Origin of the sequence: Nitrosomonas ureae (assembly GCF_900206265.1) — a bacterium.
GTDB lineage: Bacteria > Pseudomonadota > Gammaproteobacteria > Burkholderiales > Nitrosomonadaceae > Nitrosomonas > Nitrosomonas ureae_C.
The window spans coordinates 1,549,970-1,568,728 of the sequence record NZ_LT907782.1 but is presented as its reverse complement, the minus strand read 5'-3'; the positions used below and the strand labels follow the sequence as shown (position 1 = coordinate 1,568,728).

The window sequence follows — 18,759 nt, the reverse complement described above, 5'->3', positions numbered from 1 at the left end:
TCTTTATTTTGATTGTGCCGAATCACTTCTTGTTAAAGCTGCGGCGAAGAAACCATCCGTTTGATGTAGCTTAGGGAATAACTGCAAAAATTCACCGGTATCCAGCGGTATTTTTTGCTGTGACAGCAGCTCAGCGCAATTCAACAGGTTAAACTGGGGATGCGCGGCCAGAAATTCGTTAATGACAGTTTGGTTTTCTTCCGGTAAGAAGCTGCATGTTGCATATACCAATCGCCCGCCCGGTTTTAGCAAACTGGCGGCTGCAGCAAGAATAGCGGCTTGCTTGGTTTTGAGTTCATCAATACTGTGGGGTGATTGGCGCCATTTTAAATCGGGATTGCGACGCAGTGTTCCGAGACCGCTGCAAGGAGCGTCTACCAATACACGATCAATTTTTCCAGCCAGTCGTTTAACCTTGACATCACTCTCATTTGTGATTCGTTGTATATGTAGATTGGATAAGCCTGAGCGTTTGAAGCGCGGTTTCAAGTTGTTCAATCTTTTTTCGGAGACATCAAAAGCATAAATGCGCCCTTTTGAATTCATTAAAGCCCCCAGTAGCAATGATTTACCACCCGCGCCGGCACAAAAGTCAACAACCATTTCACCGCGTTTGGGCGCCAGCAAATAGCCAAGTAATTGGCTTCCTTCATCTTGCACTTCTATTTTTCCCGATAAGAAAAGGACATGGCGATTAATCGCAGGTTTCCCGGCAAGTCTGATGCCACAAGGGGAGTAAGGTGTCGCCTCGGCATCAATGCCTTCCTGTTTGAGTGCTTCCAGCACTTCGTTGCGTTTGGCGAGAAGAGTATTGACCCGGAGATCAAGTCGGGCGGATTTTTGTAGTGAGAGCCCCAAATCAAGAATATCTGTGTCAGACATGAAATGTTGTAGTTTCTCTACCAGCCATGTGGGGAATTCGGCCTGTGTCGCCAGTGGAAATATATCCGGTTTGATAGCTTTAATCTCTGACAGCCATTTGGTCTCCGCTTCGCTGACTAGCGATGCTAACTCGCGCAAATTCATTCCTTGAAGTTTGACCAGATACGCTAATATTAATGCACGTGGCGTTACAATCTTTACTAAACTTTCAAGAAAAAAACGGTGCCGTAAAATATCAAAAACTGTTTCTGCAATGAATGCGCGATCCTGAGCTCCTAGCATGGGATTATCCTGGAAGAAACGCCGCAAGATTGCATCGGCCGGATACTCCAGAGGAAGTATGGTACGTAGGGCAACAATCGCTGCGTCCAGCTGAGAAGGAGTAAAATGCATTGATTTCCTGATGTGTAGTTGTAGATGAAAGACCGGATTATTAATCCGCTTTGTAGCTGATATTAATTCCGGTTACTATTTTTTCGATTTCACGACCGTTCTCTTCTATCGAAACAATGCGGACAGGGAGCATATGATTGTTTTGCGCAAGCCATAGGATCCGTTTAAGCTTTGAGTTTTTATCTTCTTGGCGGGTCAATACAATAGTTCTCATCTTCCCCAGTGGGGTATTGAGTGTTTCTTTGGTTATGATATAACGTGATAACGCTAAACCATGCCCATTGGTAACGTAACGTTCTACATGGCGCTCAGGTAAAGAAGTAAACATAAAATTATAAGATAAGCTTAAGCGGTCCAAAGTGCCTTTGGGTAGTTTTTCTTGCGCTTTGTGTTTCTGATGACTTAAAGTGACAGTGTGATTTTCCCAATCAAATAGGGCTAAGCTGGGTTCTTTTCTTCCACGTTTTTCATAAGCGCGAGAAGGCCGCAATCCATTTTCAGTAATCATTCCTTCGCTATGCCGTACGATGCTGTTGGGTTCTAAAAGTTTGAAAATTCCCGTGGCTTGCGCTTCGCTATTAATGCTATAACTATGACGGCCGTCATCCATATGCTTGATTTCCATCACCTCATTGATTTCCCCCTCACCGATATCTGTTGTCACGGCATAGTTAATTTCAATGCGGGAAGGTATATCCGTTGCATAAACCGAGACTGAAAAGCTTAATACCCATACTAGAAGCGCCGCGGATGAAAGTTTCATTCGGACAACCCTGGTGAATAAAGTGTAATTTCACAAATACTGGAATCCAGCACTTCAACGTGATTTTCATTCATTATGATCCGATCTTCCATAAACCACCGCACAGCCTGGGGGTAGATTAGATGTTCCTGCTGAAGAACCCGTGTGGCCAATGTTTCTTCAGTATCCCTGGGTAATACAGGAATAGCCGCTTGAATTACAATGGGGCCATGATCCAGCTGCGGGGTGACGAAATGTACCGTGCAGCCATGAATTTTAATACCTTCTTGCAGCGCGCGCGCATGTGTTCCCAAACCTGGCAAGGCGGGTAACAATGAGGGATGAATGTTCATTAACCGGCCTTGATAATGTTGCACAAAGTGATCGCTCAGTATACGCATGAAACCAGCCAGCGCGATCAGCTTTGGCTGATACGCGTCGATGCACTCTGCCAATGCGGTATCAAAAGCTTGTCGGTCGGGATAAGAGCGGTGATCAATAACGATCGTTTCAACTTCATAATTTCTGGCGGTCTCTAAACCCACGGCATCGGGATTGCTACTGATAACAGTAACGCGATCGATTTGCGCTCTGGCTTCCAGCAGCGACTGCATATTGCTGCCACGTCCGGAGATCAGAATAACCAGTGATTCCATGTCTTGTAATGACAATACTTCAAACTATAACAGTGGGTGCTTGATTAGATGCGCGTGACTTGATTTCACCGATTTGCCACACGGTTTCACCTTCAGCACTGAGAATTTGGATTGCGCTTTCAGCATTTCCCGATGCGACGACGATCACCATGCCGATTCCGCAATTAAATACGCGGGTCATTTCGTGTTCTGCCACATTACCTTGCTGTTGCAGCCAGTGAAATAGCGGCGGTATCTCCCATGAATTTTTGTGTAATAGGGCCATAACTTCATGTGGCAGAATACGCGGTATGTTTTCAATCAATCCTCCGCCGGTAATGTGTGCTAATCCTTTGACAGGTAATTGTTGGATCAGCTTCAACATTGGTTTTACATAAATATGCGTTGGCGCCATGATGAGATCAGCGATGGTTTTTCCAGCAAGATTACTTGATAGATCAATACAATTTTGTTCAATAATCTTGCGAATGAGTGAATATCCATTGGAATGCGCACCACTGGAAGCCAAGCCCAATACAACATCACCATCCTGGATCGTACTTCCATTAATTATATGATCTTTCTCAACAATTCCAACAGCAAACCCAGCCAAATCGTACTCGTCATGGAGGTACATGCCGGGCATTTCTGCCGTTTCACCGCCGATCAGTGAGCAGCCTGCCAATTCACAGCCTTTGGCAATACCGCTGACGACTGCTGTGGCCGTTTCTACGTTCAATTTCCCGCAAGCAAAATAATCGAGGAAAAATAACGGTTCGGCACCTTGCACCAAAATATCGTTCACGCTCATTGCAACCAGATCGATACCTATCGTGTCATGCCGCTTCAGTTCAAAGGCCAGTTTAAGTTTGGTGCCTACGCCGTCCGTACCGGATACCAAAATAGGGCTCCGATATTTTTTGGAAATTTCAAACAAAGCCCCAAAGCCACCGATTCCGGTGATTACTTCAGGACGCAATGTACGCTTGGCAAGCGGTTTGATATTTTCAACCAGACGATCGCCTGCCTCGATATCTACACCGGCGTCGCGATAAGATAGTTGCTTTGCATCAGAATGATCAGAGTTAGAAGGAATCAAATTAAGTTCTCGCGTAGTGGCTGAATACAGGTTGCTTAAAGTTGTAATTTTAACGCAAATGAAACATGTGCATGAGACGGATGCAAAAATTCATTCGGCAGCTGATTCTGATACCACTTGTTAAAAAGAAAATTAAACCGGGGTGATAGGTGGATTATTGTTTGTTTTTTCCGAAGTTTCCAAATAATTGTTATTTTGAGCATCGCGAGAAAGGTATATTTTGATCTCAAAAGATTCCCCGCCCTATTTGCAAATGACAAGCGAGGTTGTGCAGAAGTTTCTTACGGATATGCTACGAGCTGGTTAAAAAAAGTATTGCGAACGGGTCTTGAATATTGCGTTTTTGATTTTTTAAGCACTTATTTACTTAAATGAGCGGATAGTGACTGCTCCATTCAATAGTCATGTTGAGACCTTTGCACGGTGTCATGAGCGGTACGAGAATAAGGCAAAAATTTGCGAAAAAGCGGAGTTTACACGGGGTAAATGAGCATTTTTCGCGAATTTTTAACGCAATTATCGTGCCGCGTAGTAACCGTGCAAAGGTCTCATGTTGTATATATATTACACAACGAATTGTAATGTAAATTAACCGCTGTTTTAATTTTTCAATATGATTCAATTACAGTATATTGTAATTAAATTGAATATTTGATTGCTATAAAAAAGGCCTTAATACCTGGAACGAGTAATTTGTTTAATAGGGTGATCACGCAATGTTAAAAAGTATCGTCGGCCTAACCCTTTTATTAGTTGCAATCAATGGGTATTCGCAGCAAACACTAAAGCTGTATGGTGTCAATGGTGAGTCAATTGTCGACTCTGATTCGATAACGGGTGTTTCTACGATAAAAACGAGAGAATTATCCAGCGTTTCCGGATCCGAATTCATAGAGCAACCAAAGTCATCATTTGCGTTATTGGGCGTTGCGGTACCACCCGCGACCTCGATGCGATTATCCTGGCAACCCAATCAATCTTCGGATGGCCTTTCCATGCCCACCCCCATTCTGGTCGTTAATGGGGCTCAGCCAGGGCCTGTACTCTGTCTAACAGCCGCGATTCATGGGGACGAATTAAATGGTATCGAGATTGTAAGACGTGTGCTTCACGGTACTGATCCTGAGAAATTATCCGGAACTCTCATTGGAGTACCTATTGTAAATCTGCAAGGTTTTCAGCGTTCTTCCCGCTATCTGACAGATCGTCGTGACCTTAATCGTTTTTTTCCGGGAAATCCTCAGGGTAGTTCCGCTTCACGGATTGCTTATTCATTTTTTAAAGAGATCATCAGTCATTGCAACTTTCTTGTTGATTTGCATACAGGTTCAGCGCATCGTACCAATCTGCCACAAGTCAGAGCCAATCTTCTGCAATCCGGCGTAGCTGAATTTGCTCAGGCTTTTGGAGTATCCGTGATTCTTCATAGCGAAGGTTCTGCAGGAATGTTGCGTCATGCTGCCGTTGAAATCGGAATTCCCTCGGTAACTTTAGAAGCGGGAAAATCCATGACATTGCAAGAACCAGCTGTTCAATATGGCGTTAAAAGCATTCAAACCCTGTTGGATAGGATGAACATGCTGGAAGCAGCTCAGCCACTAGGGGCTCCGGATTCAATTTACTATCATTCAGCGTGGGTGCGCGTAAATCATGGCGGCATTCTTCTAGGCAATGTCAGATTGGGAGATAAAATTAACAAAAACGATATCCTTGGTATTGTCACCGATCCCATTACCAATATGCGCAGTGAGATAATTTCACCGCATAACGGTCGGATTATCGGTATGGCAATTGATCAAGTGGTTATGCCGGGCTTTGCTGGCTTTCATATCGGTATTCAGGAATCTGAAGAAAGATCCGTCAGGCTCAATCATAATAGGGATCAGAAAGTCATTGTTCAGCACATATCTACAGCGCCGGAATCTGAATAATCCGCGAGATTACAATTAAAAAAATTAGAGATGCTGAAGTAAGTAACTGAACAACTAGAAGATCTTTTATATTTAAACTCCAGCCCCTTATCTCACATATCCCATTAGTTGATTTACATAAATCAGCCAGATTTTACATTTTGGCCCTTGACTAGACGTACATAATAATTAACATCTATGCCCAATTTCTCGAAAGTAATATTCTCAGCTTAAGTAAAAATTAGATTAATAGTAAAGCTTTGTGTAAAACAGAAGAATTCCGAGTGTAAGCGAATAACAGTTTTGTCATTCAAAATCTCACATAACTGAAGCATTTAAGGATGCCAAAACTATGATAAATAGCATATCATGGTGCGTTTTTAGCAGCAGAAAGTGGCGCAGGAGTGGTATGATCAGTACTGAATTCGTTGTGATGATACCGTCCTTGGCGGTATTCGTTTTTTCTTTCCGGGAACCCGTAGACGCTAGCTTCCAGTTTGTGGCAGTTTTTAATGCAGAGGTCATTCATGTCTTTCAGTATCGCCAATCTGTTATCACAACATCGTACCGATAAATTCGATTTGCACGATCGGTATTTGAATGCCCAGTTGGTCAAGGTTTTGAAAACGATCGGTTATGACCGGAATTATGAGCGTGCGGTGGGACAGTATCTGTATGACGAACAAGGTAATGAATATCTTGATTTGTTGAGCGGGTTTGGCGTATATGCGTTTGGGCGCAATCATCCGATCATCGTCAATGCGTTAAGAGAGGTATTGTCACTGGATATGCCTGATTTGGTGCAAATGGATGTGTCGATTCTGAGTGGTTTATTGGCCAAGGAGATTTTGGCCACAACACCGGATAATCTGGAACGGGTGTTTTTCTGTAATTCTGGAACGGAAGCTGTGGAAGGAGCAATAAAGTTTGCGCGTTACGTTACCAAGCGCAATCGGATTATTTGTTGCGATCATGCCTATCATGGGTTGACGATGGGGGCCTTGTCGTTGAACGGCGAGCAGATTTTTAAGGATGGTTTCGGTCCATTGTTGCAGGATTGCGGTTCGGTTCCATTTAATGATCTCGTGGCATTGGAGAAGGCCTTAAGTAATCGTGAAGTGGCTGCTTTTATTGTCGAGCCGATTCAGGGCAAGGGGGTAAACATCCCGGATGATAACTATCTGCCCGAAATTGAGCGCTTATGTAAGAAATACGGTACATTGTTTGTCGCGGACGAAATTCAAACCGGGCTTGGACGTACCGGTAAATTCTGGGCTATTGAACATTGGGGCGTGAAGCCCGATATGATATGCATGGCCAAGGCGTTATCCGGTGGTTTCGTGCCGGTCGGTGCGGTGGCCATGACGCAGCAGGTTATGGATAGCGTGTTTAATCGCATGGATCGGGCAGTCGTGCACGGCTCTACCTTTTCCAAAAATAACATGGCAATGGCGGCTGGTTTGGCGAGTCTGGAAGTCATCAGAACTGAGAAGTTGGTGGAAAATAGCGCGAAAATTGGTGATGATCTGATCGGCAGACTCAATGCCTTGACAAACCAGTATGAATTTTTGAAAGGAGCTCGCGGTAAAGGTTCGATGATTGCAGTTGAGTTTAAATCACCCAATAGTTTTTCGTTGAAAGCTGCGTGGATGATGTTGGAAGCTGCTAATAAAGGACTGTTTTGCCAGATGATCACGATTCCATTATTTAAGGAGCACAGAATTCTGACGCAAGTGGCTGGGCACGGCATGAATGTGATCAAACTTTTGCCTCCCCTTACATTGACTCAAAAAGATTGTGACCACATCATACACGCATTGACCAAAACCATCGCGGATACGCATCAAGTACCGGGCTCCATTTGGGAGCTTGGCAAAAATCTGGCCAGCCATGCGCTAAAAGCAAAAGCTGGTTAATTCGTTTCATATGAATACTGAATATTCCGGAAGCTTACATTATCTCTGGTGGCTGGTATTAGCTTGCGTAGCAGGCGGATTGATTTATCTGCTCAGTCCGATCCTGACTCCTTTTTTATTGGCTGCAGTGATTGCGTATATCTGTAATCCGATGGTGAGCTACATGGCTGACAGGAAAATACCGCGGACGGTGGGTGCGGTGCTGGTTATGCTGTTGTTGCTCGGAGTCTTTGCCGCCTTGATTCTGATTATGGTGCCTTTGTTTGAGAAAGAGGCGAACCGGTTGTTGGATAAAATGCCGACATATTTGGATATGCTGAAGAACCATGTGATCCCTTGGTTGGAATCAAGACTGGATATCAACCTGCAGCCGGATATGAACGTGTTAAGGGAAGCGCTTTCCGAACACTGGAAAAGTGCCGGAGGGGTGGCCGCAAAGATGCTGCCTTCCCTGACTAGCGGAGGAATGGCGGTGGTTGAGTTTGTGGTCAATCTGTTACTGGTGCCGGTGGTGTTGTTTTATCTGTTGCGTGATTGGGATATGTTGATCAAACTTATCGATGAAATGATCCCGCGTTATTGGCATGATCAGATTTCTCAGTTGGCGCGGGAGACTGACCGGATTTTGGCGGAATTTCTGCGCGGCCAATTATCAGTGATCCTATTAATGAGCATTTGTTATATCACCGGACTTTGGCTGGCAGGGCTGGAATTTGCGTTGCCCATTGGCTTGGTCGCGGGTATTCTCGTGTTTGTGCCTTATTTGGGAATGATTGTTGGTTTAATGCTGGCGACTTTTGCCGCTATGATGCAATTCCAGGATTGGAGCGGTGTGATTACGGTGTGGGCTGTTTTTGGCATCGGTCAAATGCTTGAAGGCATGCTGATCACGCCTTGGCTGGTGGGCGATCGGATTGGACTGCATCCGGTTGTTGTTATTTTCGCTTTAATGGCATTCGGTCAATTATTTGGTTTCTTTGGAATTCTGCTGGCGTTGCCGGTCAGCGCGGTAATGCTGGTTTGGTTGCGACATTTGCGACAACGTTATTTGGGAAGTGATCTCTATAATTCGTAGCAAATTTTTAGACCGGATTATGACGATTGAGTAATATGCAACAGATGCTGTTAGACATTAATCCTCTACCGTTACCTACGCTGGATAATTTTTTGCCAGGGCGTAATGCGGAACTGATACACATGTTGAGAAGTATTCTGTCCGGGAAAGAAAAAGAATGCTTTATTTATTTATGGGGTAATCCTGGTTGTGGCAAGAGTCATTTGTTGCGGGCGATTGTCACAGCTTATGCACGAAAAAACGCAAAATCGGTGTATCACTGCGCTGAGAATCATTACCCCTTTCGGAGCGACAGTGCGGCAGATTGTATTGCAATCGATGACATTCATGGTTTGGGTGCTGTAGCGCAGGCAGAACTTTTTAGTCTGTACAATCGGTTGCGCGAAGATGGTCATGCATTATTACTGGTAAGCGGATCCACTGCACCGGCGTATTTGGATATGCGGCAGGATTTGGTTACCCGCTTAAGCTGGGGATTAGTGTATCAGGTGCACGAATTAACTGAAGAAGAAAAAACACAGGCGATGCAGACACATGCTGCTGATTGTGGTTTTACTTTGCCACAAGAAATTTGCGTATATTTATTACGCCATGGCCGGCGTGATTTACCGTCGTTGATGATGACATTGGATGCGCTGAATCGTTATTCTCTGGTTCATCAGCGTCCTATAACTATACCTTTGTTACGAGAATTATTACAGGTGGATTCATGAATTTAGCATTATTTGATCTGGATAACACGTTAATCGCAGGCGATAGTGATTTTCAGTGGGCACAATTTTTGATAGAAAAGAAAGCGTTGGATCGTGAGCTGCACGAGGCCAAGAACATTGAATTTTATGAGCAATATAAAGCGGGAACGCTGGATATACACGAGTTTCTGGATTTTCAGTTAAAACCCCTGGCCCGCCATCCACGTGCTCAATTGGAAGTTTGGCGCAGTGAATTCATGTGTAAGAAAATTATACCGCTGATTGCGCCAGGAACGCGGCAACTAATCGAGCAGCATATGCTGGATAATGATTTATGTATCATTATTACCGCCACGAATAGTTTTGTCACGGCCCCGATTGCCCAGGCGCTTGGCATCAGTCATTTGATCGCGACCGAACCGGAAGAGAAAGATGGGGAATTTACGGGCCGGGTGTCCGGAACACCTTCTTTCAGGGAAGGAAAAGTTGAACGATTGGAGAAATGGCTGGATGCGCACAATCTGACTTGGTTATCATTTCTCCGTAGCTGGTTTTATAGCGATTCGCTCAATGATTTGCCCTTGCTCTGCAAAGTAACGCACCCGGTTGCCGTCGATCCGGACCCTACACTGAAGAGCCATGCAGAAAGCAATGGCTGGCCGATAATCAGTTTGCGCTAATCTTCCCGTCTTAATTGCGGAAACAAAATGACATCGCGAATACTCGGACTGTCAGTTAATAGCATGACCAAGCGATCGATGCCGATACCTTCGCCAGCTGTGGGCGGTAAGCCGTATTCCAATGCACGGATGTAGTCTGCGTCATAATGCATCGCCTCACTATCGCCAGCATCCTTGGCTTTGGCTTGTTCCAGGAAACGTGCCGCTTGATCTTCCGGATCGTTCAATTCAGAAAATCCATTAGCAATTTCACGTCCGGCAATATACAGCTCAAAACGATCGGTGATATCAGGGTTGTTGTCGTTACGCCGCGCTAAAGGAGATACTTCCGCCGGGTAATCAACGATGAATGTGGGTTCAAACAACAGATGCTCGGTGGTTTCATCGAACAGCGATAGTTGCAAACCACCGAGCCCATCGTTTGGATTGCAGTGAATCTTCAATCCCTTCAATGCTTCGATCAGATAATTACGATCATTCAATTGTGCGGCAGTATAGTGTGGATGGAATTTCTGGATGGCCTGGATGATGGTCAGGCGCATGAATGGTCTGGATAGATCCATCGTCTTGCCTTGGTAGGTAAGGTGCGTGGTGCCCAGTACTTTTTGCGCGGTATATGCGAGCATTTGCTCGGTGAAGTTCATCAGGTAGGTATGATCCTGATAAGCTTCATAGAATTCCAGCATGGTGAACTCAGGATTATGCCGTGTGGAGATCCCTTCGTTGCGAAAATTGCGATTAATTTCAAAAACTTTTTCCATGCCGCCAACAACCAAGCGTTTCAGATACAGTTCAGGTGCGATGCGCAAGAATAACGCCATGTCCAGGGCGTTATGATGCGTGGAAAAGGGCTTTGCCGATGCGCCTCCGGGAATCGGATGCATCATTGGCGTTTCAACTTCCAGATAATTGCGTTCAACAAAGAATTCACGAATTGCCTGGATGACCTTGGAACGAATAGTGAATACCCTACGGGTTTCTTCGTTAGTAATTAAATCAAGGTAGCGTTGCCGATATTTTTGCTCCTGATCGACCAAGCCATGAAATTTCTCCGGCAAAGGGCGCAAGGATTTTGTTAATAATTGTAACTCAGTGACGCGAATGGAGAGTTCGCCAGTTTTGGTTTTGAATAAAGCGCCTTGGGCGCCCAGGATATCACCCAAGTCGTAATGCTTGAATGCCGCATGCGCAGTTTCTCCGGTATAATCGTTCGAGATATACAACTGAATACGTCCACTCATATCCTGAATGGTTGCAAAACTGGCTTTACCCATGATGCGCTTCAGCACCATACGTCCTGCTATTTTTACCACAGCTGACTGTTCTTCCAGCTCTTCTTTGGAGAACACATTAAATTGTTGATATAGCTCTGAAGCTAAGTGCTCGCGTCTGAAGGTGTTGGGAAACGCTTTGTTGATCTGACGTATTTCAGTCAACTTGGCGCGGCGTTCAGCAATAATTTGATTTTCATCATGATTGATCGGTGGATTTTCTTGCATCATATTATGGTATGGTATAGGAAATATACTTTAAGACAAGTTGCTGCTTGATAGCGTTGTTTGCTCAATTCAGTTTCTGGTTTTGTTATTTGGTGCAAAAGGGGTGATGGGTTTGTTTTTAGGGTATGTCCGGTTTTGTATTTCTAATGCTATGAAGAGTATTAGATGTGTGATTTATCACAGTCGTGTGTTGTGATATAGCCTAAATTTCCAGCATTTTCCGCGTATGCGATATTAACTGATAAATAAGATGCTTTCTAGCTTTTTGTAGGTACTCACGGAAGCTTCGCGATAAATTAACAAAATTTCGATTATGAATTTATGAAATTTTCACAATAGATAAGCAAGAATGAGCTGTCTGATCTTTACTCTTAATTTGTAGGCATCAATGTTTACCGAAGGGATACAAAACTTATTGCCTAGCAGTCGTATCAAAGTGCTTGTGGTTGATCCGCATCCGATTGTTTTATTTGGACTAAGCGTTATTCTTGAAGAGGATGACAATTTGGAAATTGTGGGTATGCTGAGTTCTGCAGATAGTATTCAAGAGGTATTGAAGCTGAACAAACCTGACATCGTATTGATTGATCCTCATAGTCCTGGCGTTGATGGGCTCATTCAGATCAAGCAAGTCCAAGCAGCACTTGGAAGCGAGATCAAAATAGTGGTTTATACTGCAACAGTCAACCAGTCTGAGACTTGCGATCTGATCAGAATGGGAGTTAAAGGTATTGTGCTGAAAGAAATGTCTGTTTCACTGATCCCGCAATGTTTAAAGAAAGTACATGCTGGCGGTGAATGGTTGGATCGCCGTTCCATGAGGATGGCATTCGAACAAATCTTACAACGCGAATCCGCGCATAAAATAATATCTGCACATTTATCCAGCCGTGAAATGTCTTTGGCTGCTTTAATTGCAAAAGGTTATAGCAGTAAACTGGCCGCGCGGGAATTACAGATTACCGAAGGTTCGGTACGGGTTTATCTCAACCGCATATATTCCAAATTGCATATTTCCAGTCGCTTGCAGCTGGCACTGCTTTTTAAGGAAAAAGGATTGGGCTAGTTGTCCGTTGGTATCATTTTTTGTAATTAAATGTAAAGCATTCCCTACACGTTCAGTAGCTATTTCGGCTGTAAGTAATGAGATCTGTTGGTTAGATAAAGTCAATGCTTATGATCTGATTTCAGAGATTTTTCCCATGAATATAAAGCAAAAGGACGTATCCCAATTTTATTACGTTTAGTGGCCAAGCAAACGATATTCAATTGATTTGAGAAGGCGTATCGTGTGTTAAAATTTGGCTAATGACCCAGGTTATTCAGAGCAAACACTTTTTAGTGTAAGCAAAATCCTACATATTGTCTTTTTCCAACAAGGAGTTGGAGAATAATCCCAGTTGTATCTACTTTAATCAGCCGTGTTAACAATTGTTAATACGGTGAATTAACATCTTGTAGCTATTTATCCATCAAACAAATCCTTAATCTTAATCATGCACGTATGGTCATTTTAAAAAAATGACATTTATCAGTGCCAGAAGTCTCAAATAAGGGAGTGACATCCATCAAATAAAAGCAATTTGATGGATGTCAATATAAGTTTGACAGGGCCTATACATAATGAAGACGCACCCAAAGTGTTAATTTAAAAATAACTGTAGAGTAGGAGGGCATCATCATGAAAAATGGAGAGTATGAATCCAATCGGGGTAACGTCGCTGATTCGGATTCTCCATCCAATGAATCAAGGCGTGCGTTTTTTAAAACAACGGGTGCCACGATTCTGGCCGCACCGGCCATTTTAACTTCGCGTGAAAGCTCAGCACAAGCCATTCCGGATGAATCGTTACCACCTAGCCCGCCCACCCGGCCTTGGCAAAGAGAATTACCGGAGGAGGTTGAGCCGCTGGAACAAACTGATTTGTCCAATGACGCTTTCCCTCCACAGGGGGTCGCTAATACCGAAAATGGAGAATGCGGGCGTAACGATCATCAGCGTTGGGATGATTTTTTTGGTGCGCATCCGCTTGAATCCGGTCAGGCCGATACTTACGAGCTTCGAGCTGAAGCGATTACGGATTATGAGTTCCATCCGGATTACCCGAGGCAATTGGTCTGGCACTATATCGGTAAAAACTCAAGTGGCGGGGATTATCATAATCCCACCTTTCATGCGCGTTATGGGCGCCCAGTAATAGTGCGTTTATATAATGAGTTACCGGATAATCATACGGGTTTCGGCACGCCGGAAATCAGTATGCATTTGCATAACTTGCATACACCTTCCGAGAGCGATGGTTTCCCAGGGGATTATTTCAGTGCAACTAAGGCAGGACCAACGCTGAGTGGGCCAGGTCAATTCAAGGATCATTTTTATCCCAATGTCTATGCGGGATACGATGAATTTCCAAAAAGTGCCAAAAACCCCGTGGGTGGTGATAAGCGTGAAGCGTTGGGAACGCTGTGGTACCACGATCACTGTCTGGATTTTACCGCGCCCAATGCCAACCGTGGTTTGGCCGGTTTTTACTTGCTTTACGATGAGCTGGATTCAGGTGACGAGCATGATCCTAATCCGGTCGCTTTAAGATTGCCCAGCGGTGCTTATGATTATCCGTTAGCTTTTCAGGATAAGCGTTTTGACGCTAACGGCATGCATATTTTCGAAGAGATGAATTCGGAAGGCACACTGGGTGACAAAGTGACGGTCAACAGTATTATTGAACCCGTACTCAAGGTGGCAAGCCGTAAATACCGTTTTCGCCTGCTTAATGCAGGCATAGCACGTTTTTATCAGTTTCATTTGGTTACGGCCAACAATGTGCAACAGTCTTTCACCTATATCGCCAACGATGGCAATTTGCTGCCGAAGCCGCTGCTGAACCGCAAGAACGTCCGTCTGGGCGTGGCCGAGCGTGCGGATATCGTGGTGGATTTTTCTTTGTATCCGTTAGGAACGGAACTCTACCTGGTGAATCGCTGGGAGCAAACCAGCTCGCGCGGGCCCAAAGGTGTCAAAGCACCGGGAATGAAGGTACTCAAATTCATCGTTGATCGCGAGCCGGATGAACCGGATGTCAGTCAGGTTCCGGCCAAGCTGCGCCCGATCCGCAGACCGACCGCTACGGAGATCGCGACGGCTCCGGTCAGATACTGGCGCTTTGAGCGCAAAAACGGTATGTGGGCGATCAATGACAAATTTGTGAACGTCCGCTCTGCGGGTGCGAATATGGCTATGGGCAGCTTTGAAATCTGGGAACTGGATAATCCGTCCGGCGGCTGGAGTCATCCGGTGCATATTCATTTCGAAGAAGGGCTAATCCTCAATCGTTACGTGGATGGCATCGAAGTGCCTGTCCCTGTACATGAGAGAGGGCGCAAGGATGTTTACCGGTTGGGACCGAATGAGAAAGTGAGACTATTCATGCGGTTCCGGGATTTCCCTGGTAAGTATGTGATGCATTGCCATAATATGATCCATGAAGACCACGCCATGATGGTGCGTTGGGATATTCTGGGTTAAGAAAAGAGAGAGGGGGATATCATGAATAAGGAAAATAACGAACCCGTGGGTTCACGCAGGGAAATACTGGCTGGCATGGGACTGGCGGCATTGGGTTTGATTGGATTGAATTCGGCTTGGCAGAAGCTGGGTTTCAGTGAAGCTAAGCCTGCGCTTAATCCCAATATCAGAAAATACAAACCGGCGGATAGCGCCGCGCCGTTTCCGAACGTTACGCTATACACGCATGAAGGCGAGGCGGTGAGGTTTTATGATGACCTGATCCGCGACAAAGTGGTTGCGATCAACATGATGTATTCGCAATGCTCCGGCATTTGCCCGAAATCGACGGCGAATCTGCGGGAAGTGCGGAATATGTTGGGCGAGCGTGCAGGTCGCGATGTTTTCATGTACTCCATCACGCTGGATCCTGAGCGCGATACGCCGGAATTGCTCAAGCAATATGCTGATCGCTATGGCATCCAGGACGGCTGGAAGTTTCTGACGGGCGCGCCGGAAGATATCGAATTGATCCGCTACCGGCTGGGTTTTTATGATGTCGAGGAAGACGTCGATAACATCAAGGAAAATCATACCGGCATGGTGCGCATTGGCAACGATGAACGTAAACGCTGGAGCATGGCGCCCGCATTGTCTGATCCATGGCAAATCATGGCAACCATCAATCATCTGGATCCAAAGGTTGTGCATACCGCAGAGGCGCACACTTAGAAGTACGTGCTTAAGTGTTAGGGAAGCTCTGAATAAATCCTGCGATAAAGTCGGAGCTTCCTTAATCACGATAGCAATGAGAAAGATAATATTTATGTTGGATAGTTATGAATTACTTAAAACTATCCCTTAAACGGAGGACGTTGAATCATGAAGCTCTTTAAAATAAAAGAAATTACTGACATAGGCAAGAAAGTGGGTTTTGCTTTTGTCTTTGTGGTGGCAATGATGGGACTGAGTATGCCATCAGCCAATGCGTCGTTAGCCGGTAAGGGTTTAATATCCCCAGTGAATCATTTCCCGACCTGGTTTTCCGACACTAACGGCACTGTTTTGCAATTATGTTTGGATGGCGATGGAGCTACGGGTATGTGTTTCTTCGACCCTGTGATTCCAGGCAATGCAACATCCGAAGCGACCGGCTTTGGCGCGGAGGCGTTTTGGTGGTCGGCTGGTGCCACTCTGAATCTGGCAGGAGGAGGGCGAGCTAATCTAGTGCTGGCTTTGGAGGCAGCTTATGGCGCGGGAGATCCTGCACCAAACGATCAGTTCGCTTTTGGGCGTATACGTATCCGAGTTGATATACCGGTTGCTGGTGAATATAAAATCTGGCACCCCTTTCTCAATGAAGTTGACGGAAACTGTGCGCCGGAGGTTTATGATGCTACGGCCGGTACGCGCGCTATTAATGTGACTCGCGATATCGGTGGCGCCGCACCATTTGAAACCATGTTAAGTGGTGAGGTGGGTCCTTTCCTGATCTGGGATCCGGATATTGCACCGTTTGCACCGGACGGTTATGTGGGTGATCCTAATATTGATCATGAAGTAATCGGCGGTCATTGCGGTGTTAATTATTTCCGCATCGAAGGTCCGGTGGGTGTGGATCTGGATGGTGCCGGGCAGAATTTTGTTGAGACCAACTTATTTTCTGTAACAGGTAAAATATATGACGAAGCTAATACCCCGCCAGGAATTGAACCTGTGCGCGCTACTTATTTCCGTACCACAAACGCGACCACCGGTAATACGACAGCTCGTATCAATGTTTGGGTGAAAGCGCCGATCACCGCCACTGTTGCACTTAGTGGTATACCCCAGGCGAATCAAAACGGGCCAATGACATTCGATGATGCCAGTACCTTTTTCAAGCGCGCAACGTTGAATGCGGCCAATGGTCTTTCTGTACCTGACCAAGTAACGGTTACTGCCACAAGTACCAACGGCTTACAAACCGTGCAAGATATCGATGTTATTGACGATGTGAGAATTAGTCTGGTAACTTGGACAAAGGCGACGGGAGAAATAAAGGTTGTGGCCTTTTCGAGTGATAAGATAAGCCCGACTGCGGGCGCTATCCCTGAACTTACGCTGCGTATAGGGGCCGCTGCGTTCCTAATGCCGCAAGTGGGTGTTCCCGGACGTTATGAAGTGGTGCTATCGGGGGCGGATGCATTCCTGGTACCGCCAGCACGCGTTACGGTAACGTCTTCACAAGGTGGCAGTGATACCGCGAGAACTGCGGATTAGTCATTGCAAAATGACAAGCCCTTGACTATGGTAAGGGCTTGTCAAAGGTTGATAAATTGGAATTATTTGGAGATTTCTTAATTAGTATAGCTCAGCTTTGATCTGACAATATGAATTAAGAAATCTTTTCAATCATTATATGGTCTGCCAGTTCAACCCGATTTCTACCTTTATGCTTGGCTTGGTACAATGCCTCGTCTGCTTTTTTTAATAGCCATTTCTCATCCAACGTTTCTGCTTCCGCACTGATTGCCACACCCAAACTGATTGTTACGGAGACAAATGTTTCATTGGCTTTAATTTCTTTGCAAGCGACTGCATTACGAAATCTTTCCGCAGCTCTCAATGCGCCGTCCTGATTATATGGCGAGATAATTGCCAGAAACTCTTCACCCCCGTAGCGTCCGATGTATTCATGAGAGCGGGCTGATTGAGTCAGCCGGTTGGCAATTTCGCATAAGACCGCATCACCTGTAAGATGACCATAAGTATCATTGATAGCTTTAAAGTGATCGATATCAATCATGATGATTGCAATGCCATAGCCTCCGCGTTTGGCGCGCTGGATTTGTTTGTGCAGAATGTCAAATATGCCGGGGCGGTTGAATAAACCAGTCAGTGCATCGTGCGTGACGCGTTGTTCGAGTGATTTTTTCTGAGCCTTGAGCTGTTTGTTTAATTTGACTCCTTGGTATAATTGGTTTTTCTCAATCAAAACGGATATTTGACTGGCGATTTGCAACGCCAGATCCTGATGTGAATGCAAATCTTTGTAGACACTTTTATCGCGACTGGAAAAGAAAATAAACCCGATCGGTTTGCCGCCGGCAAGCAAGGGGCAAATAAGACAGGAACGGATTCCTTCACTAAAAATGGCTTGCGTAAGGCGGGATTTTGAGTGTTTCTCCAGGTATGAGCTTAAATCATCGATAACGAGCATCTCTTTAGGGTTTGTAATTGCTAGAACGCTGTGGTCAGACGTGGGGATAGTGAGCCCGATATTTAATATCAATGGATCATATTTGGCGCGTGACCAATGTAATTTAAGTTTGTTTCCATCATTCTCAAGTAGCGCCAGGCTAATTCGATCGTAAGGCAGGTGATCCTGAAAAGATTCATAGATATGGTTCAAAACATCGATCAGATGAAGATTGTGGTTGCATTCGACCATAATCTTATAAAGGGATTGACTTCTTTCCAGTTGTTTCTGAAGGTAACCGGATAATTTCTCCAGTGATTTTCCAAGTTGACCAATCTCGTCGTTTCCGGTTGGAATATCTGATGTGAAATCACCTTGGGACATTGCTTCAGCCGCCTTGAGTAGTGCCCGGATTCGATTATTCTTTTTCATTTATCTCGTAACCCATTAAATGATAATGTTCTTTCAATCAAGACAGTTAAGTGCGCATTCTGCTCATTTTTCCATCAGCATTTGAGTGATCGACTGATCATTAATTCACTGGATTCTA

At 45.0% G+C, this 18,759-nt stretch carries 15 protein-coding genes; 9 read left to right on the top strand and 6 right to left on the bottom strand.

The genetic code is table 11. The features are described from left to right. Window positions 1-3: 3 nt before the first annotated feature. The 4 genes from CPG39_RS07270 to purM are packed head-to-tail and all read right to left on the bottom strand — an operon-like array spanning window position 4 to window position 3,751. Window positions 4-1,275 carry an RsmB/NOP family class I SAM-dependent RNA methyltransferase gene (locus tag CPG39_RS07270; RefSeq protein ID WP_096292699.1) on the bottom strand — a complete coding sequence of 424 codons (1,272 nt, stop codon included), beginning with the start codon at window positions 1,273-1,275 and terminating at the stop codon, window positions 4-6. Between the two features lie 40 nt (window positions 1,276-1,315). Continuing rightward, complete coding sequence (locus CPG39_RS07265; protein ID WP_096292698.1) at window positions 1,316-2,038, bottom strand: DUF3108 domain-containing protein; 723 nt, start codon at window positions 2,036-2,038, stop codon at window positions 1,316-1,318. Then, window positions 2,035-2,673, bottom strand: a complete 639-nt coding sequence (gene purN, locus CPG39_RS07260; protein ID WP_096292697.1) for a phosphoribosylglycinamide formyltransferase — start codon at window positions 2,671-2,673, stop codon at window positions 2,035-2,037. The genes CPG39_RS07265 and purN overlap by 4 nt, the downstream gene beginning before the upstream one ends. Window positions 2,674-2,692: 19 nt before the next feature. Then, window positions 2,693-3,751, bottom strand: a complete 1,059-nt coding sequence (gene purM / locus CPG39_RS07255) for a phosphoribosylformylglycinamidine cyclo-ligase (RefSeq protein ID WP_096292696.1) — start codon at window positions 3,749-3,751, stop codon at window positions 2,693-2,695. A 716-nt stretch (window positions 3,752-4,467) separates the two neighbouring features. Between purM and CPG39_RS07250 the strand changes: the two genes are divergently transcribed. The 5 genes from CPG39_RS07250 to CPG39_RS07225 all read left to right on the top strand — a co-directional run bounded on the left by CPG39_RS07250 (window position 4,468) and on the right by CPG39_RS07225 (window position 10,024). Then, window positions 4,468-5,682, top strand: a complete 1,215-nt coding sequence (locus CPG39_RS07250) for a succinylglutamate desuccinylase/aspartoacylase family protein (protein ID WP_096292695.1) — start codon at window positions 4,468-4,470, stop codon at window positions 5,680-5,682. Between the two features lie 506 nt (window positions 5,683-6,188). Next, window positions 6,189-7,577 carry an aspartate aminotransferase family protein gene (locus CPG39_RS07240; protein WP_096292693.1) on the top strand — a complete coding sequence of 463 codons (1,389 nt, stop codon included), beginning with the start codon at window positions 6,189-6,191 and terminating at the stop codon, window positions 7,575-7,577. Between the two features lie 10 nt (window positions 7,578-7,587). After that, window positions 7,588-8,652, top strand: coding sequence for an AI-2E family transporter (locus CPG39_RS07235; protein ID WP_096292692.1), 1,065 nt, complete (start codon window positions 7,588-7,590; stop codon window positions 8,650-8,652). A 35-nt stretch (window positions 8,653-8,687) separates the two neighbouring features. Beyond that, window positions 8,688-9,365, top strand: coding sequence for a DnaA regulatory inactivator Hda (hda, locus tag CPG39_RS07230; RefSeq protein ID WP_096292691.1), 678 nt, complete (start codon window positions 8,688-8,690; stop codon window positions 9,363-9,365). After that, window positions 9,362-10,024: an HAD family hydrolase gene (locus CPG39_RS07225; protein ID WP_096292690.1), complete on the top strand. Its 663-nt coding sequence runs from the start codon at window positions 9,362-9,364 to the stop codon at window positions 10,022-10,024. Before hda ends, CPG39_RS07225 begins: the two co-directional genes overlap by 4 nt. Here CPG39_RS07225 and lysS read toward each other — a convergent pair. Continuing rightward, complete coding sequence (gene lysS / locus CPG39_RS07220) at window positions 10,021-11,526, bottom strand: lysine--tRNA ligase (protein ID WP_096292689.1); 1,506 nt, start codon at window positions 11,524-11,526, stop codon at window positions 10,021-10,023. The genes CPG39_RS07225 and lysS overlap by 4 nt on opposite strands. A gap of 385 nt (window positions 11,527-11,911) precedes the next feature. Between lysS and CPG39_RS07215 the strand changes: the two genes are divergently transcribed. From CPG39_RS07215 to CPG39_RS07200, 4 genes are all read left to right on the top strand, one after another. Continuing rightward, window positions 11,912-12,589 carry a response regulator gene (locus CPG39_RS07215; RefSeq protein WP_096292688.1) on the top strand — a complete coding sequence of 226 codons (678 nt, stop codon included), beginning with the start codon at window positions 11,912-11,914 and terminating at the stop codon, window positions 12,587-12,589. Between the two features lie 615 nt (window positions 12,590-13,204). Then, window positions 13,205-15,049: a multicopper oxidase family protein gene (locus CPG39_RS07210; RefSeq protein WP_096292330.1), complete on the top strand. Its 1,845-nt coding sequence runs from the start codon at window positions 13,205-13,207 to the stop codon at window positions 15,047-15,049. Window positions 15,050-15,070: 21 nt separating this feature from the next. Then, on the top strand, window positions 15,071-15,760 hold the full coding sequence (locus CPG39_RS07205; protein ID WP_096292329.1) for an SCO family protein: 690 nt from the start codon (window positions 15,071-15,073) through the stop codon (window positions 15,758-15,760). Window positions 15,761-15,910: 150 nt separating this feature from the next. Then, entirely contained in the window at window positions 15,911-17,290 is a 1,380-nt protein-coding gene (locus tag CPG39_RS07200) for a hypothetical protein (RefSeq protein ID WP_096292687.1), read from the top strand. Between the two features lie 115 nt (window positions 17,291-17,405). Here CPG39_RS07200 and CPG39_RS07195 read toward each other — a convergent pair whose 3' ends face one another. After that, a complete protein-coding gene (locus CPG39_RS07195; protein WP_096292686.1) occupies window positions 17,406-18,641 on the bottom strand; it encodes a diguanylate cyclase in 1,236 nt (411 codons plus the stop codon). Between the last annotated feature and the right edge of the window lie 118 nt (window positions 18,642-18,759).